Genomic DNA, 14,855 nt, shown 5'->3' on the forward strand with positions numbered 1-14,855 from the left:
AATATTAATCCTGTTGATTGGTTTTGCCAACCATTAATACTCTATAGTTGTAACTTGTATCCCCTACGCCACTCCCGCATTCCCATTAATCTCATCAATAATCCCAAACAGCTGCACTACCTGAGTTTCCTCCCTAAACACCCCGTCTATACCGTTGGCATTAATTTCGGTAAACGGGCTGTCGAAGAGCTTGCCTTTGTCGATGGTGCCGTTGACGGTGAGATAGCCGATCAGGCGGTTAATGAACTCGATCTGGTCGGGGTTGAGGTGACGGCCGTTCAGGAACTCGGCGAAGGCTTCTTTGGCGGCATTTACTTCCAGACCTAAGATACTGCGGATAAAGGCTCCAAGTGGTTTGGGTTCTTCGTTACGCTGGGCCAGTTCCTGTAGCAGGTCTTCTTTAGTGCCGCGCTCCTGCCCGTCGAACACGAGGCGCTCCAGTTCGTTAAGTTCTTCCTGTGTTATGGGCTGGTTGGTGCGCAGCCTGCTGATGGTCACATGGTGGGCATTGTCGCGGATGTAGCGTGCTACCCGCTCGCGGTACGAGTCGAGTTTGCTCCCGCCAATTTCCAGAATATCGCGTTCGGCCACATCGCCGCTAAAGTCGTCTTCAAAATTGGTATAAGCAATGGCCTGCTTGTCACGGTCAATGAACTTTACCAGATCGCGGAGATTTTGGCGCACTTGCTCTAGCGCAGGCAGGTCTACACCTTGCCAGAGCTCGCCTGACTGCACCGCTCTGATAAAATTCATCTGCGCTTTGACGGCAGGTATAGCCTCTTTGCGGAGCAGCAGGCCTGCTGTTTCGCGAACGCGGTTGATGTAACCGGGCAAGCGAGTATCTTTCTCCAGCACCGCCAACATCAGGTTGAGCAGCAATAGGTCGAAGCGGCGCGCCAATTCGTCATTGCCTTCTACAGGAACCAGTGGGGCGAGGTAACGGGCAATGTCCTGCCGGTCGGCTTTGCTGAGGCTGTCCCACAGGCTGCGCTGGCTGAAGTACTCCACATAGCGGAGGTGGCGCTTCACCATAAAGCTGTCGCGGTCGAGGGTGCCCACGGTATGGTGTAGGGTATCGAGCAGGGAGTGGCGCAGCTGCTGCTCCGGCTCGTTTTGGTGGCTTTCGTGGCGCAGTTGCTCGGCCAGTTGCAGACGTGCTGCAAAAATCTGTTCGCTCAGGCTGCGTTGCACTGTGGGCTTTATACCCTCCGGAAAGGCCTCGAAAAACTCGAAGTTCTCGCAAAAATCAAAGATGTAGAAAAACTCCTTGTCCTGCCCCGGACCAAACAGATCGGGGCGCAGACGGGTGCCACGACCCACCATTTGCCAGAACTTAGCGCTGGAGCGAACGGGCTTGAAGAAAACCAGATTCACAATATCAGGCACGTCTATACCTGTGTCAAGCATGTCTACGGACACGGCCAGCTGTGGCTCCTTGTTTGTTTCAGAGAAGTCGTCTATCAGGCTCTGGGCCTTAGGGTCGTAGTTGTCGATGATGCGGAGGAAGCCGCCGCCCAGCTGCGGGAACAGCTTGTGGAAGCGCTTCTCAATGAACAGAGCGTGCTCGTGACTTCGGGCGAAGATGATGCTCTTGCCCAGCCTGTCGCCGCCCTGCACTTTCAGGCCGTTCTCCATCAGGTATAGCAGCACCTTGTCTACTGTGTCTTGGTTAAAGAGCCATTTGTTCAGGGCCTGCGCTTCTATCTCGTCGGGCAGATTGCCGGTTTCCTCGTCTCGGAAGGTAAGTTCGTATTCTTCTTTTTCTGCCTCGCTCAGTTCGCTGTACTTCACGCCCTGCCGAGGAAACTTAAGCTCCACAGACATTGCCTTAGGCGGCACGAGGTATTTATCCTTCACAGCATCCTGCAGCTCGTAGGCGTAGGTCGGCTGATGACTCTCCAAGCCAAACAGTTCGTAGGTGTTGCGGTCTATCTCGGCCAGTGGTGTGGCGGTCAGGCCAACAACCATAGCATCAAAATACTCGAAAATGGCTTGGTACTTCTGGTAAACGGAGCGGTGTGCTTCGTCTACAATGATTAGATCGAAATGGCCCGGGCTATAGAAGCGCTCTTCTTTGGTGCGGGCACCGTCGATCAGGTTCATCATGGTGGGGTAGGTGGAAAACACCATACGGCTTGCGTCCTTCTCCTTTTCTTTGGTAAGGTTAACCGAAGACAGGTAGGGCACATGCTCCCCGAAAGCGTTTTTGGCCTGACGCACCAGCGCGTTGCGGTCGGCAAGGAAGAGGGCGCGCGTAACCCAGTTGGCTTTGCTGAGCACTTCCACGAGAGCTGCGGCCGTTCGTGTTTTGCCGGAGCCGGTGGCCATTACCAACAGGGCACCTCGCTCTTTTTTGGTAAGCTGCTCCCCTACCCGCCGGATAGCGGCCTCTTGATAATAGCGGCCTGCAATATCCTTGTTTATCTCGGCTTCCTGTAGCGGCTGACGCATGCCTCGGCGGTTGACGAGGCGCTGCAGTTCGTCTTTGGTATAAAATCCCTGCACCTGCCGTGGGGTATAACCGGGCGTGGGCACATCGTCCCAGAGATAAGTCTCGAACCCGTTGCTATAAAAGATAACCGGGCGCTGGCCTGTCATTTGCTCCAAGCAGTTGGCGTACAGCTCGGCCTGCCGACGGCCATTCGCTACACTGGCCAGCGCTTTTTTGGCTTCTACAACGGCCAGGGGTTTGCCGTTGTCGCCCCAGAGCACGTAGTCGGCTTTGCCTTTGCCGCTGGCGTTGGTGCTGAGGGGCATGCCTGTTACCTCATACTCGCATACATTGGCGGCGGTGGTGTTCCAGCCAGCTTCGCGCAGCAGCAGGTCGATGTAGCGGCGGCGGGTTTCGGCTTCGGTTATCGGCAGCTTCACCTCAATGGGCTGCTGGAGGTTATGTTGTTTAATCTCCTCGGTCTGGCGTAGACGCTCTTTCAGCTCGGCGACCAGCTGCTGGTTTTGCTGCAACTCCTGGTCTTTGCGCTGTAGTTCGGCTTGCTGGGCCAAGTACTGCGCTTCCAGCTTTTTGGCTTCGGCCAGCGTAGCGTCGGGTTTGGCGTGGGTGCGCTGCAGCAGCGTTTCGTCGAAAGCAGGTATAGCGGGACGCTCGGCGCTATACGCCGTGGCCAGGTATACCAGAAAGCCGTAGAGGTTGCGCAGCGAATCGAATGCCTCGCCAGGGGTGATGGCCCGTTTCTGGTGTGCAGCGGCGTTGCCCAGCTTCCAGACCAGCTTGATGCCGCCGAACAAGGTATAGGGCAGCTGTTGCTTAAAGGTGGGCTCGTGCAGCAGCGAGCTCAGGTTGTCCTGATACGGCAGGCGCAGCGAGCTGTCGTTGTCGAAGAGCCAGCGCACGGCGTTCTCCAGCGCGATGCGACAGCCAAGGGCAGCGTAGCGCGGGGCACTGTGAATGTGACTTTCGGCTTCGGCGGCAACTTGGTACAGGTCGGGCCAGTTGGCCTCCAAAAAAGTAAAGTTCGACTTCATAGGCTGTGGAGTGACAGGTATAAAAATAGCACAATATTTTTATACCTCTACCATAAAATTCTGCTTTACCACAAGTATAGCACGAACCTAGTTAAAGCCGTCGCATCAGCATCTTCCGAACCTCGGCAGCGGCGGCTTCGGCGGAGCCTTTGGGGCGCTGCTCCCAGTCTTTGGTCATACTGCTGTGGCGGTACTTATCGGGGGTGGGCAGACGGTAGGTATGCAGGTATAGGTATACCATGTAATACCAGTGCTCGGAATAGGCACTTGGCAACCATCCCCAGTGGTGAAACTGACGGTGCAGGAAGAAATTAACCAGCATATTTTTGACAGGGCTGCCAAAGAGCTTGCCGCTGCTGAAGAAATATTTCTGGGCCTCATCAAGGTATGCGGGTGCTTCTATACCTGACTTTTTGATGGTTTCGTAATAAGCGTAGCCATCGAAGCGGGTCGCGCAGTTCATGATGGCTTTCTCGGTTTCGTAGGTCAGTTTGGAGTCCATGTATTAATTCGGCATCAGCACGATGCTTTGTGGATTCAGCACTTGAACGGTCATAATTTCAGATTGATTGAAATTTGCCTGAATCCAATCATTCATTTGGACACCTCCCATAATTCTGGGAGCACCATTTTGGTTAGCTGTTCTGTTTATATGCCCTTGAATTGTATCATTTGGATTATCTCCAAGCTGTATTGTTATTGGATCTCTATGACCTGCGAAAAGATCTGTAAACTCAATGCTTACATTGAAGAAGTTCTGGTTGTAATAGGTGTCTCCAAGTAATATTTCTATCATGTCAGTTATGTGATTTTATGGCTATGAAATCTTAGCTATTTAAGGATTTCCTGATTTCACGAATTCTCTTTTGGGTAGTGTTAAAAGCGATTGCTATATCTTTGTCAGTGATAATTTCTGCATCTAAAAGGTGCTTTATACCTGCTTCAATATCTAAGGCAAATAATACTCGGTGCAGTTTCTTAATGTTATCTTTTACCTCTTCTACTTGTTCCTTATATCTTTTTAACCTCCTGTTCTCAATTTTAAGATTTAAAATCTCACTGCTCTGTTTCTCTACTTTCTGAGCTAAGTCATATTCATCCCAAGAGTAATAATTACTAAGATGCTGCATCACTTCTATGCAGTGTTTAAAGCTATAAATACCACTAAGTTTAACCCACTCTTTTTTTTGTACTCCAACCTTATCCTGTATTGTGAAGCCTACCTGCTTTGTTCCAAACCCACTTCTATCCCAAAATTCAGTAGTGAAGTCTATTAAAATCACCCCACCTTCTTCGATTTTCACAGGCTTTAAACTCTCATCATAGACTTTAAATTCATTAAAATCATACCTATTGCCAGCACTTGCCGAGATGTTATGATAGGAGTAGCTTTCACGAATATAGTATTTAGCATTACTGTCCTTTAACATACGTTTCGATTTGCCTGACCTATGTTCATTATCATAAGTGATTACATGCCATGTGTCTGGGTAAGGTTTATCTTCTTTAGTAGGCATAGATATAAATTATGATAAACTGTTATTAAACAAAAGCTCCGTTAACTTCCTTAAATCATTTTTGCTTTCGTAAATGCAGTCAAGTTTTGATTGTAATTCTCTGTTCTTTGCTTCAAGTTCAGAAATGATTTTTGCAGCACGCTCAGCTTCCTCTTGAGAGTGATTTAGTTTCTGAGCGAGCTCCATCGCTTCGCCAGATCCATAGTTGCCTAATGTGTTCATGTATGTTATACATTCGCAGAAAGCTTCAATCCCAGCTGTAAACGATTTTCTGACCGTGTGTCCACTTTTATCAATTAGCTTAAAATCAATCCTCCTGGAATTAGGGAAACGCTTATCACCTGTTTCAGATGCTAAAGAGGTTTCTGTAGCTATTCCATTGTACTTCAAACTGGCAGGTTCAAATACAGTATTATGTACTATATATCTAAGGTAAATACGGGTTTCATTACTATAGCTATACCTCTGAAGTATATAGTAAAATGCTTCATCAGAAATGACTGATTCCTTTGTGTCACCAGCTTTTAATACCTTGCCTAATTGGTTAAGGGAATACCATTTATCAGGAACAGACGGAGTCATATGGGCTTATAATATAGATGATATAACAAACTTCGGCTTTGCACTCACCTGCTCCTCCACGGCCTCTACCTCCTGCAACGCCAACTCGCCTTTGAAAGCTTTTTGAAGTAGGGATTGGAAGAGGGTTTCGGATTTATCTATACTTCTAGTAACTGTAAGTTTCATCTCCTCCACCTTCTCAACTATACCTGCGTACTTATCCTGAAGCGCTTTGGGTGGTATTAGGATTTTGATATCCTGAAGTTCCTGTGCATTTATGTTGGCCATCCCCACGATACTCTTGCACATGCCTTTTAAAGTATCTTTTCCGTGAATAGAGTTTAGGTAACCAGAAATATAATCTGTATTTGCTCTATTGTTGGTACGTACCCGAATAAGATAACCAGCTATGGCCATTTCAGTATCTGAACGGTAAACAGCAGTTTTGCCAACTAGCTCTTTACTATTTGTTCTGTTAAAAAGTAGGTCGCCTTTTTTTACCAAATACTTATCCCGCTCTTGGGCTTCAAGATTAATGTACTTTAAATTAGTAAAATCCATTGATCCAGAATAGGTCAGGTTATTCATCCTTAGGTATGGGTACTCTCCTTCGAGTTCGGCTGGCTTACTCGTGCCATACTTCGCTTCAGTAATGATTTCCCTAATTGTTCCTCTCTCCCACCCCTTCTCATTTCTCACTGGGTCGCCGAACATATCTAGAAAAACGGACTGCAGAAGATGGTCATAGTGGGCGAGTAGCTGGCGGTCTTTCTGGCGCAGGCGGTCGGCTTTATCTAGCACTTGGGCAATTCGCTTCTGTTCTTCCAGCGGAGGAAGTGGTATTTTTATATTACGAACATAGGCTTGGCTGATATTAGGTTGAGCACCGCCTATACTATCTTTAATTATTTGGTTACGCGTTGATAATAAGAAGTAGTAAAGGTATTTAGTATGAAGAACTCCATTCTTAGGAAAAATTCCGCAGATTGCCTGATTAGTTGTGGCAGGAAAATTTAATATTCCTAATTTTCCTGCAGTTGCACCATATAGTGCTAATAGCAACGTTCCTGCAGGAAAGGTCTTAGCACTAGAGTTCGCCAAGCCCAACTCGGTTATATATTCCTCACAGTCATTTATGTAGCAATCTTGTAGTTGTCCTGACTTTACCCATGGTATGTTTCCACACCAAAATTTATTATTACTCCTAGACGGAGTCCCTCCACTACTTGTATCAGCGAGTTTACCAAGTTCTAATACTTCCCACCTCATCCTAATAACTCCTCCAGCTCTTTCAGTTCACGTTGTCTTTCTTCGTCCAGTTGGCGGATAGCGGCCAGAATGGTTCTCGGAGAATCATACCTAACCTCTGCGTACACGGCCTCTTTGTAGCGGTTAATGCTCAGGTCGTAGGCGTTGGCTTGTATGTCGGCGAGCGGCACCATAAAGCTCTGCTCGGTGCGGGCGCGGTTGCGCTCTTGGTCGCGCTGCTGCCAGCGGGCCAACAGGTCGGGTATGTTGTTGTTTTCGTGCTTGCTGGCATCGAGCGGCGTGCGCTTATCGTCGAGCGAGTAGCCATCGGCCTGCATGTCGTAAAACCATACCTGGTCGGTACCGCCCGAGTTGGTTTTGGTAAACACCAGCACCGCCGTGCTCACCCCCGCATAAGGTTTAAACACCCCTGACGGCATCGAGATAACCGCCTCCAGCTTCTGCTGCTCAATAATCTCTTTGCGCAGGGCCTGGTGCGCCTTGCTCGAGCCGAACAGCACGCCATCGGGCACAATCACAGCCGCACGACCGCCCGCTTTTAGCATGCGAAGCATCAGCGCCAGGAAGAGCAGCTCTGTCTTTTTGGTGCTCACTGTTTTGAGCAGGCTTTTCTCCACAGAATCGTGGTCGAGCGAGCCCTTAAACGGCGGATTGGCCAGAATCAGGGTATAGGCCTCGCTGATGGTATTGGCCTCGGAGAGCGCATCGCGGTAGTGCAGCTGCGGGTTCTCGATGCCATGCAGCATCAGGTTCATGGCCCCGATGCGCACCATGGTCGCGTCAAACTCCAGTCCGTTGAACATACTGTGCTGGAAGTGCTGCCACAAGTCAGGGGTGGTCAGTATGTTTGGGTATTTTTGGCGCAGGTACTCCCCCGCCCCCACCAGAAAGCCGCAGCTTCCCGCCGATGGGTCGCAGATGGTATCGTGTGGGGAGGGCGCCATCATCTCCACCATCATGCCGATGATGTGGCGTGGCGTCCGAAACTGTCCGTTGGTGCCCGCCGTGGCCACTTTCGAGAGCAGGTACTCGTACAGGTCGCCTTTGGTGTCGCGGTCGCTCATGTCGATGGCCGAGAGCATGCTCACCACCCGCTCCAGCAGGTTAGCCGTCGGTATCATGTAGGTGGCGTCCTTCATCTGCTGCGTAAACACGCTGTCGTTGGCCCCGAAGCTTTTGATGAACGGAAACACCTCCATGCTCATGATGCGGTGCATCTCCTCGGCGTCCATGTCTTTGAAGCGGGTCCAGCGCAAGTGCTGCTGCTCTTCGCTAAAAATCGGGTCTTTTAGAGGCTGCTTGAGCAAACTGGCCTTTTTCTCTTTAGCCGTGTGCAACTCGTCGAGCCTGCGGATAAAGAGCAGGTAGGTAATTTGCTCAATCACGGTAAGCGGGTTGGAAATACCGCCCGTCCAGAAGGCCTCCCAGATGCGGTCTACTCTATTTTTTAATTCTCCTGTGATCATGGGGTGGGGTAAAAAATGTATGCGAAAAAGCTACTCTTTTACAATTTTTAATTCGTGCAACTTTTCAACAATCAACACAAAGTCATTTTCTTTGTCAGACCAATATTTACATACTATTAGTAGGTTACTTCCTGCACTATCTGGTTCTGTTGAAAATAGGTCTTTATAAAAAATAAAAGGAGGAACGTCGTCGCTTGTATTAGTGCGATTATAAATTTGTTTATAAGTTAAGCCATCTTTATTTAATTGCATTTTAGCATAACTCCCAACAGCCACTCTACTATCTATTCTATGGTCAAGATTTGTGTGATTATGTATGAAGCCATGAACAAGCATAATTGGACCGCCAATCTTATTTCGAACCTTGAAACCCGCTATTAATTGATGATTAAACAGCAGATGATTCGTAACTGCTTTATTCATTTCGAGTAGTGCCTGAGAATCTGCACTAGCAATGTATTGAAGAATATCTGACATGTCGATTAGTTTAAATTTAATAATCTGTTTTTATTTTCGCCATGCACATTTTCTGCCACAGCTGCGCAGGCACTATACTCTTCTAATAAGAGCTTCACATCTACTTGGTTAGAGCCATACAAGTTAAATCCCATATATAACTTTGAATTAGATGGTCGGAGTTGATTGGCACGCTTAAAAAGATTAAAACCTTTACCCACTTCATACCAGTAGTAATTAGTTACGATGCGTCGGTCGTGGAAATCAGAGTCGACCTCACTTTCAACATGCGCCTTTACCTTATCATCAAAATCAATGATAGTCAAGTTTACTTGAACCAGCGGCAACTTCATTTTAAAAAAACTATCCAATTCAGACTTAATCTGGCTGAACTCACGATTACTTTCTTTTTGAGAAGCGATAATTGTAACATCAACTGGCACCAGCATTTTCCTATTTGGGATCAACTCCAACAAAAGCGGCTTTAGATTATGTTCAATTCTCTGCCCAGACTTATCACACAAAACATACTTATCTGCTATCACAATGGAATTTACTGGATGGGGATAGTCCTGTATTTTGCCCCAAGCATCAAAGCGTTCGTTTGGGTCAATTTCAGGATTTGTTGATATATGATATCTGGTGAGCTCCTTGGCTGTTAGAAACCTTTTCCACTTTTGGTTTAAGTCCTCTGCATTCATAAAGCTGTACCCTACCTGACCCTCCAACACATTACATTCTTCACAAGGCGTTTTTAAGAAGAACATTTTAAAGGCATTGCCATGATTATAAAAACCAGCCTGCTTCACAAGCTGTGAAAGGTCTGACTTCAACTCATAATGCGGCTCTCTTTCTTCAATGGCATGCAGCAGCGGATTGGCAGTCACATAAGTTTCCAACTCATCATAATCATCAAAGTCGCAGATTACTTTTACGCCTCGCTTAATGTTCTTGATGAAATGGATAAAGCTGTCATATACCGCCTTCTTTTCCTCGGTAAAATTATACCTGAAGAACCCATCCAAAAAACCTTTGTCGATTACAATCTCCATAGATGTCCTTAATTTACATTATAGAGATGTGCATTCCTTAACCTCATCAACTCAAGCTTCCAATTGGTCGCCTCGTCAATAAAGCCCGGTCCAAAATCATTAGTTAAGCTGCCATCAGCATTGATATTGATTTTGCGAACAAATTTGTCGGAGTCGCTCGGCATGTTGCCGTCAAGGTAGTAAATAACTGAGTGCTCTGGTTTTACTTCCCCAGATGCAGTAAGCACCTGCAGCCTGCGGATCAGGTATTCGCTGTGTGTTTCGATAAGGAGAGTTACCTCAAACGTTTGGGCCACGTCGATGAAGAAGTCTGCTAGGAGGGATTGAAGTTTTGGATGCAGGTTTGATTCAGGTTCTTCAATTAGTAGAAGGGGGCCTCCTAGCCGTGGCAGGTCTATACTCTTAGGTATGGTATCCTTATCTTCATCACTCATATCATCAAAAAGCGAACTTGCACCAATAAATACATGCTCTTCTTTTAATTCTAAACCAGAGCTTATAAATAACAGGATAGGTAAAAACTGGGTAACACCGTAGCCCAAATCTATCAAATCTACCTTATGTCCGTCTTTTTCTATTACAACTTCAGTGGCTATACCTTTTACACGGTTAATGATAACTTTATCTCCTATACCAAACTTTCGTAACCATTTATCAGCAAATTCAAGGTTACCATATAAATTTCGATTCTCTTCTTTACTCCATATTTTATCTAGGTTTAAAAGAAGCTCATTAAATGCAGTACCCTGTGACTGGTTAGTATATAAACGTTGAGAGTTTGCTCTGATTGACTCCAAGTAATGGACATTACGAGTAGTTCCATAAATAGAGCGACTTATTCTATCAATTAATTTATTTGCCCCTGATTTGAATTTTCTGAAAGTAGAGTCATTTATAAGTGAGCTAATATCTACCTGCTTCAAATATGGTAACAAACTATAATCTAGTTCCGAATTATCAAATAGGTTGACAGGGTTCCCAGCAAAATAATCATCTGTTATTTTCAGTTCCTCTAATAATTCATAAAGAGTTTTCCTAATTGGCTCGCTTGTAATATTTATGGTATTTACATCTTCAACAATTTGATAAGCATATCTCGACAGTAATATACCCTCAATCTGCAAGCTTATCTCTAAAGCTTCTTGTTGTTTTAATGTTGGTATTAATGTAATTAGCTTAATAGGGTCAATAAGACAACTTTCTGCACAGAACCTTTTTTTGAGATATTTTAGATTAGAAAAGACTCTATAGCCAGATTCATCAAAAGAGGGTATAAGATCAATTAATAGCATTGCCTGATCATAATTGTCTTTCAATTTAGTATCCATTGAAATCATAAATCGATGGCAATGTGAATTCTCTCCAAAGTCTGATATTGTAGCCTTATAATCAGTTATAATCAAAAAATCATCTCCAAACTTAAGTAAGAATCTGATAGTGTCTGAATCAGAATTCCTTGATTTGGCTAAGTTGAATGTCCCAAGCTTGTGCCCCTCACCTGTGAATCTCAAATATCCAGGATCAACAGAATTATTGTTTAATAACTTAATAGCCTTAAACACACTACTCTTCCCCGAGCTATTCGTCCCGGTAAAGATCGTAATAGGTGCTAAGTCAAAGAATGTAGGTTGGCTGAAAACGCGAAAGTTAGAAAATCCTATACCTGTAATCTGAGTCATAGTGGCTGATGATGTAGTTGTTGTTAGTTTGTTTTCATATGCATTGCCTTATTAGCTCAAGCATATTTCTTTTGCTAAATATACAGAAATCGTTTTAGGTACACCTGCTGTTATTTTCTTTTATTTTGACTTCATAGGCAAAACATTGAAGCACAAAATGATGTGATTTGTTTTACCTGAGGAGCTGCATTTTCAAGTGTTGTGCCAATATTAAACTGTGCTTCAGCGTCTCAAGAAAGCATTCACTCACTGTATCGTGTGTCAGGCATAGGTATTGCCTATCAGAAACTGACGGGTGGCGCATAGATGCTCGTAGGCTTAGAAGCCTGACCCGAACGCTTTCGGGGATGCTATGAGGTCTTGGCTACAGCTCCCACTCCGCATACACAATAAACGGCGTGGGCTCCAGGGCATGGATCAACCCATCGGGTATGCGGACGGTAAACAGGTACAGATTCAGGTCGGTGTAAATGCGGGGGTTGCGAGAGAAAACGATGTACTGCGACAACTCCGCTTTACCTTGTGTCTTTTTTAGCGTGAAACCGTTTAGGGCATAGGACAGGCGCCAGTCTTCCTGCTGCTTCAGGCCAACAGTGCGCGCCTCCCCTACCCGCATCTGCCGCAGGTGCTTTGCAATCACAGGTGATGTTTTCAGGTAGTCAGGCTCTAGGTACAGGTTCTCGCCTTTGCCGTACACGTAGTGCTGCAGGATGTCCGCCGCTTCCGGGTAGGGGAGCATGCCGGCCACTATGATGGCGTGGTACAAGGTATAACACTGAAGCTTATCGAAGGTGGTGAGTTGCCTGCTTTGCAGGCGCTGGTTTATACCTGCCACATGCCCGCTTAAACCTTTGCCAATGTGCTCTCCGAAAAGCGCGGTCAGCAATAAGATTAGTCCAAGGACCAGTACGGTGCGTTTGAATAGTTTCATTTGGGTTTAGTTTTCGTTGGCCAGCACTTCGTAATAGGTGTTTGTAATAGGCGACAGGTATAGCAAGTGCTGCAACTGGTCCATGTGATGGGCTTCGTAAAGCATCGCGGCATCAAAGATATGCTCGGCATCCTCCGGCGGCAAGGCATACTCAGGGTCCAGCACCATCTCGCCCAGCCGGGTATAGGTTACATAGTCATTGGCATGGCACCAAGCCATATAAATCAGCACCCTAGCCAGCCAATCGTAGGTTTTGTTGTTTGTCAGTTGGTCCAGATGCTGGTGCAATTTAGCCTTAATCGCTGCAGGTATGGCGTCGTAGTCGTAGGTCTTGTAGACCGGAACTTCATCGGGTTCCTCGTCTTCCTCATCCAAATCCTCAAAATCTGCCGAACCTGTAAATAAGCTAAAATCTGTGTCGCCTCCTTTCGCAAATGCCTCCAGAAACTCAGCCTCGTCAATACGCTGGTCATAGGCCGACTTATACCTGAACTGATGCCGTTTGGCAAGGGTGGGGTCGCCATATTCTCCTTCGTACAGGCAGCGCTGCCCTACCAAGTTATCGCAGATGTTCGGGTTTTTCACAGGTATAGCCCGCAGCCCTTTTTGGCGGTCAATCACCACCACTCCCTCGGGAGCTTTCAAGTATAGCTTGTCGTTGCGCCAGAGCAGGTAGTCGCAGCGCTCCAGGTACATGCTATGCTTTTCGAAGGTGCCGTAATCCGACACCATGCGCGGACGGGTAGTTTTGCCTTTGCCGCTAAAATCGGCCTGTTTAAAATAAGGTATAGCCGCCGGCAGCACAGGGGCATGCACCACCTGTAACTGACTGATAGAATACACGCCAAACACCTCTCCCTGCCGGAAGCCTATCAGGTCGTGGGTGATGCGCCACAGGCGGTGGTACTGGCAGGGCAGCATCTCCATGCCATCCTGCACTAACCCGAAATAAAATCCGTTCGCTATGATTTGAAGCAAGGTATACTTTAGTTATGCGTTGAAATTATGATTTAAAAAATGAATCCAGCAGCTTCATGCCAAAGGTATTGGTAATGGTGCCGTCGCCGCTGCAATAGGTGCACGAAGCCGTGCTGCGGCTCTGCACACAGCTGCAGGTCGAACTTTTGATGATGATGGACTTCCAGTGCTGTGCTTCCTTTGGGCTCAGCTCAAATCGGTGCCTCTCTAAATCGATGCCGTAGTATTGTTCCAGCTGATCTACCACTACAAAGAGGCCGTCCTTATAGGGGAAAATATGAAGGAATTCTGGTTCCAGAAAAGTGCCACGGGTAAAGCTGTGTATACCGTAAAGATCGCGCACAGTATCATAGGTTTTGCAGTACATGCTATTTTCATCAGCTTGTAGTACCTCTCGTTCTAATAGTAGTAGCATACCTTATTTTAATTTGGTGCAGCCAGTAACATGACCCAGTAGTTGCCGGCTCTTGCCACGGCTACCTCTGTATACCAGTCGTTCATCAGGTTGGCGCAGTGCCCCGGGCTGTTCACCCACCCTCTTATCACGTCGGACTCGGTGTGATGGCCCAAACCAATGTTCTCGGCGCAGGTGAAATAGTTATATGCCTGGCGCCTGATGCGCACATGAAAAGGAGTGCCGTCTTTAGAATTGTGGCTAAAGTAATTTTGGCGATACATATCCAAGGCATGCAACTGGGCAGCCCGCTCCAGTTTGGCGCTCCAGGCCAGCGGCTCGGTTGGTGGCAGGTACTCGGCACCACACTGCTGCCCGGCACCGCGGTGCTTGTTCACCAGTTGTAGCACAAGTGCTTTATCTACCTCCGTGGCAGGGCTTTGTACCGGAACAGTCCTACTTAAAGGTATAGCAAGCAGCAAGGCGTACACCAGCAGGGCTTGCGCTATAAAAAGAGATGGTTGCATATAAGTTTTTTGCGTGTTGCTATAATGATAAAAAATATACAAACGGGTATAGCCAGTTATGCTGCAGAATGCTCAAGTCTGCTCAGTGCGTGGTAGAATAGCTTAAACTGCCTCTCTCTTCACCTGTAGCGCCTCATGCGTCATGGCATGCATGATGTGCAGCAGTTCTATGCCCCGCGTGAATACCTGTAGTTGGTTTTCGCTTACCAGACTTTGGTCCTGCATCAGGTCCATCATAATCGCCATCTGGCTTTCGAGCTTGGTTTTGAGCTGACTTAAAATAGGCTTCATAATCAGGCCAGGCGCTTCTACAGTTGTTTTGCCCTGTTGCAGTGCTCCGAGCAACAGCTTTATGCACTCGCTGGTAAACTGCGCTTTTTTCAAGTCTCTTTCGGCACTGGTGGCGCTGCTAGCTACCAATTCCTGCTCTCCCAGAATTTTCTCCAGAAGCTCCTGCACCAACTCTGACTGCTTCGCAGTTACGCTTAAAATAAGGTTTTCCATACCGTTTTGTTTGTGTTTTAAATGAAACATAAAGAAAT

15 protein-coding genes are annotated in these 14,855 nt (G+C 46.8%); all 15 read right to left on the bottom strand.

Translation table 11 applies throughout. The features are described from left to right. Positions 1-63: 63 nt before the first annotated feature. The 15 genes from K3G39_RS07035 to K3G39_RS07105 all read right to left on the bottom strand — a co-directional run bounded on the left by K3G39_RS07035 (position 64) and on the right by K3G39_RS07105 (position 14,817). Positions 64-3,483, bottom strand: coding sequence for a DEAD/DEAH box helicase family protein (locus K3G39_RS07035; protein WP_220625473.1), 3,420 nt, complete (start codon positions 3,481-3,483; stop codon positions 64-66). Between the two features lie 91 nt (positions 3,484-3,574). After that, positions 3,575-3,985 (bottom strand): hypothetical protein, encoded by a 411-nt coding sequence (locus K3G39_RS07040; protein WP_220625474.1) that lies wholly within the window; start codon positions 3,983-3,985, stop codon positions 3,575-3,577. 3 nt (positions 3,986-3,988) lie between these two features. Then, entirely contained in the window at positions 3,989-4,279 is a 291-nt protein-coding gene (locus tag K3G39_RS07045; RefSeq protein WP_220625475.1) for a hypothetical protein, read from the bottom strand. 31 nt (positions 4,280-4,310) lie between these two features. Continuing rightward, positions 4,311-5,000: a hypothetical protein gene (locus tag K3G39_RS07050; RefSeq protein ID WP_220625476.1), complete on the bottom strand. Its 690-nt coding sequence runs from the start codon at positions 4,998-5,000 to the stop codon at positions 4,311-4,313. Between the two features lie 9 nt (positions 5,001-5,009). Further along, positions 5,010-5,582, bottom strand: coding sequence for a hypothetical protein (locus K3G39_RS07055; protein ID WP_220625477.1), 573 nt, complete (start codon positions 5,580-5,582; stop codon positions 5,010-5,012). Positions 5,583-5,588: 6 nt separating this feature from the next. Next, positions 5,589-6,830 (bottom strand): restriction endonuclease subunit S, encoded by a 1,242-nt coding sequence (locus tag K3G39_RS07060; protein WP_220625478.1) that lies wholly within the window; start codon positions 6,828-6,830, stop codon positions 5,589-5,591. Further along, a complete protein-coding gene (locus tag K3G39_RS07065; protein ID WP_220625479.1) occupies positions 6,827-8,296 on the bottom strand; it encodes a class I SAM-dependent DNA methyltransferase in 1,470 nt (489 codons plus the stop codon). The genes K3G39_RS07060 and K3G39_RS07065 overlap by 4 nt, the downstream gene beginning before the upstream one ends. Positions 8,297-8,326: 30 nt before the next feature. Beyond that, entirely contained in the window at positions 8,327-8,773 is a 447-nt protein-coding gene (locus tag K3G39_RS07070) for a hypothetical protein (protein ID WP_220625480.1), read from the bottom strand. Between the two features lie 5 nt (positions 8,774-8,778). After that, entirely contained in the window at positions 8,779-9,804 is a 1,026-nt protein-coding gene (locus K3G39_RS07075; RefSeq protein WP_220625481.1) for a hypothetical protein, read from the bottom strand. Positions 9,805-9,812: 8 nt separating this feature from the next. Next, positions 9,813-11,483, bottom strand: coding sequence for an AAA family ATPase (locus tag K3G39_RS07080; protein WP_220625482.1), 1,671 nt, complete (start codon positions 11,481-11,483; stop codon positions 9,813-9,815). Positions 11,484-11,847: 364 nt separating this feature from the next. Further along, complete coding sequence (locus tag K3G39_RS07085) at positions 11,848-12,414, bottom strand: hypothetical protein (RefSeq protein WP_220625483.1); 567 nt, start codon at positions 12,412-12,414, stop codon at positions 11,848-11,850. A gap of 6 nt (positions 12,415-12,420) precedes the next feature. Continuing rightward, positions 12,421-13,392 (bottom strand): hypothetical protein, encoded by a 972-nt coding sequence (locus tag K3G39_RS07090; protein ID WP_220625484.1) that lies wholly within the window; start codon positions 13,390-13,392, stop codon positions 12,421-12,423. A 25-nt stretch (positions 13,393-13,417) separates the two neighbouring features. After that, positions 13,418-13,807, bottom strand: coding sequence for a hypothetical protein (locus tag K3G39_RS07095; RefSeq protein WP_220625485.1), 390 nt, complete (start codon positions 13,805-13,807; stop codon positions 13,418-13,420). An 8-nt stretch (positions 13,808-13,815) separates the two neighbouring features. Next, positions 13,816-14,313: a CAP domain-containing protein gene (locus tag K3G39_RS07100; protein ID WP_220625486.1), complete on the bottom strand. Its 498-nt coding sequence runs from the start codon at positions 14,311-14,313 to the stop codon at positions 13,816-13,818. Between the two features lie 102 nt (positions 14,314-14,415). Next, positions 14,416-14,817: a hypothetical protein gene (locus K3G39_RS07105; RefSeq protein WP_220625487.1), complete on the bottom strand. Its 402-nt coding sequence runs from the start codon at positions 14,815-14,817 to the stop codon at positions 14,416-14,418. Positions 14,818-14,855 lie beyond the last annotated feature (38 nt).

The sequence above is a fragment of the Pontibacter sp. HSC-14F20 genome, from assembly GCF_019599265.1.
Lineage (GTDB): Bacteria > Bacteroidota > Bacteroidia > Cytophagales > Hymenobacteraceae > Pontibacter.

Coding starts and splice junctions, on each gene's coding strand:
- K3G39_RS07035 (WP_220625473.1), bottom strand. CDS start 3,483: ATGAAGTCGAACTTTACTTTTTTGGAGGCCAACTGGCCCGACCTGTAC.
- K3G39_RS07040 (WP_220625474.1), bottom strand. CDS start 3,985: ATGGACTCCAAACTGACCTACGAAACCGAGAAAGCCATCATGAACTGC.
- K3G39_RS07045 (WP_220625475.1), bottom strand. CDS start 4,279: ATGATAGAAATATTACTTGGAGACACCTATTACAACCAGAACTTCTTC.
- K3G39_RS07050 (WP_220625476.1), bottom strand. CDS start 5,000: ATGCCTACTAAAGAAGATAAACCTTACCCAGACACATGGCATGTAATC.
- K3G39_RS07055 (WP_220625477.1), bottom strand. CDS start 5,582: ATGACTCCGTCTGTTCCTGATAAATGGTATTCCCTTAACCAATTAGGC.
- K3G39_RS07060 (WP_220625478.1), bottom strand. CDS start 6,830: ATGAGGTGGGAAGTATTAGAACTTGGTAAACTCGCTGATACAAGTAGT.
- K3G39_RS07065 (WP_220625479.1), bottom strand. CDS start 8,296: ATGATCACAGGAGAATTAAAAAATAGAGTAGACCGCATCTGGGAGGCC.
- K3G39_RS07070 (WP_220625480.1), bottom strand. CDS start 8,773: ATGTCAGATATTCTTCAATACATTGCTAGTGCAGATTCTCAGGCACTA.
- K3G39_RS07075 (WP_220625481.1), bottom strand. CDS start 9,804: ATGGAGATTGTAATCGACAAAGGTTTTTTGGATGGGTTCTTCAGGTAT.
- K3G39_RS07080 (WP_220625482.1), bottom strand. CDS start 11,483: ATGACTCAGATTACAGGTATAGGATTTTCTAACTTTCGCGTTTTCAGC.
- K3G39_RS07085 (WP_220625483.1), bottom strand. CDS start 12,414: ATGAAACTATTCAAACGCACCGTACTGGTCCTTGGACTAATCTTATTG.
- K3G39_RS07095 (WP_220625485.1), bottom strand. CDS start 13,807: ATGCTACTACTATTAGAACGAGAGGTACTACAAGCTGATGAAAATAGC.
- K3G39_RS07100 (WP_220625486.1), bottom strand. CDS start 14,313: ATGCAACCATCTCTTTTTATAGCGCAAGCCCTGCTGGTGTACGCCTTG.
- K3G39_RS07105 (WP_220625487.1), bottom strand. CDS start 14,817: ATGGAAAACCTTATTTTAAGCGTAACTGCGAAGCAGTCAGAGTTGGTG.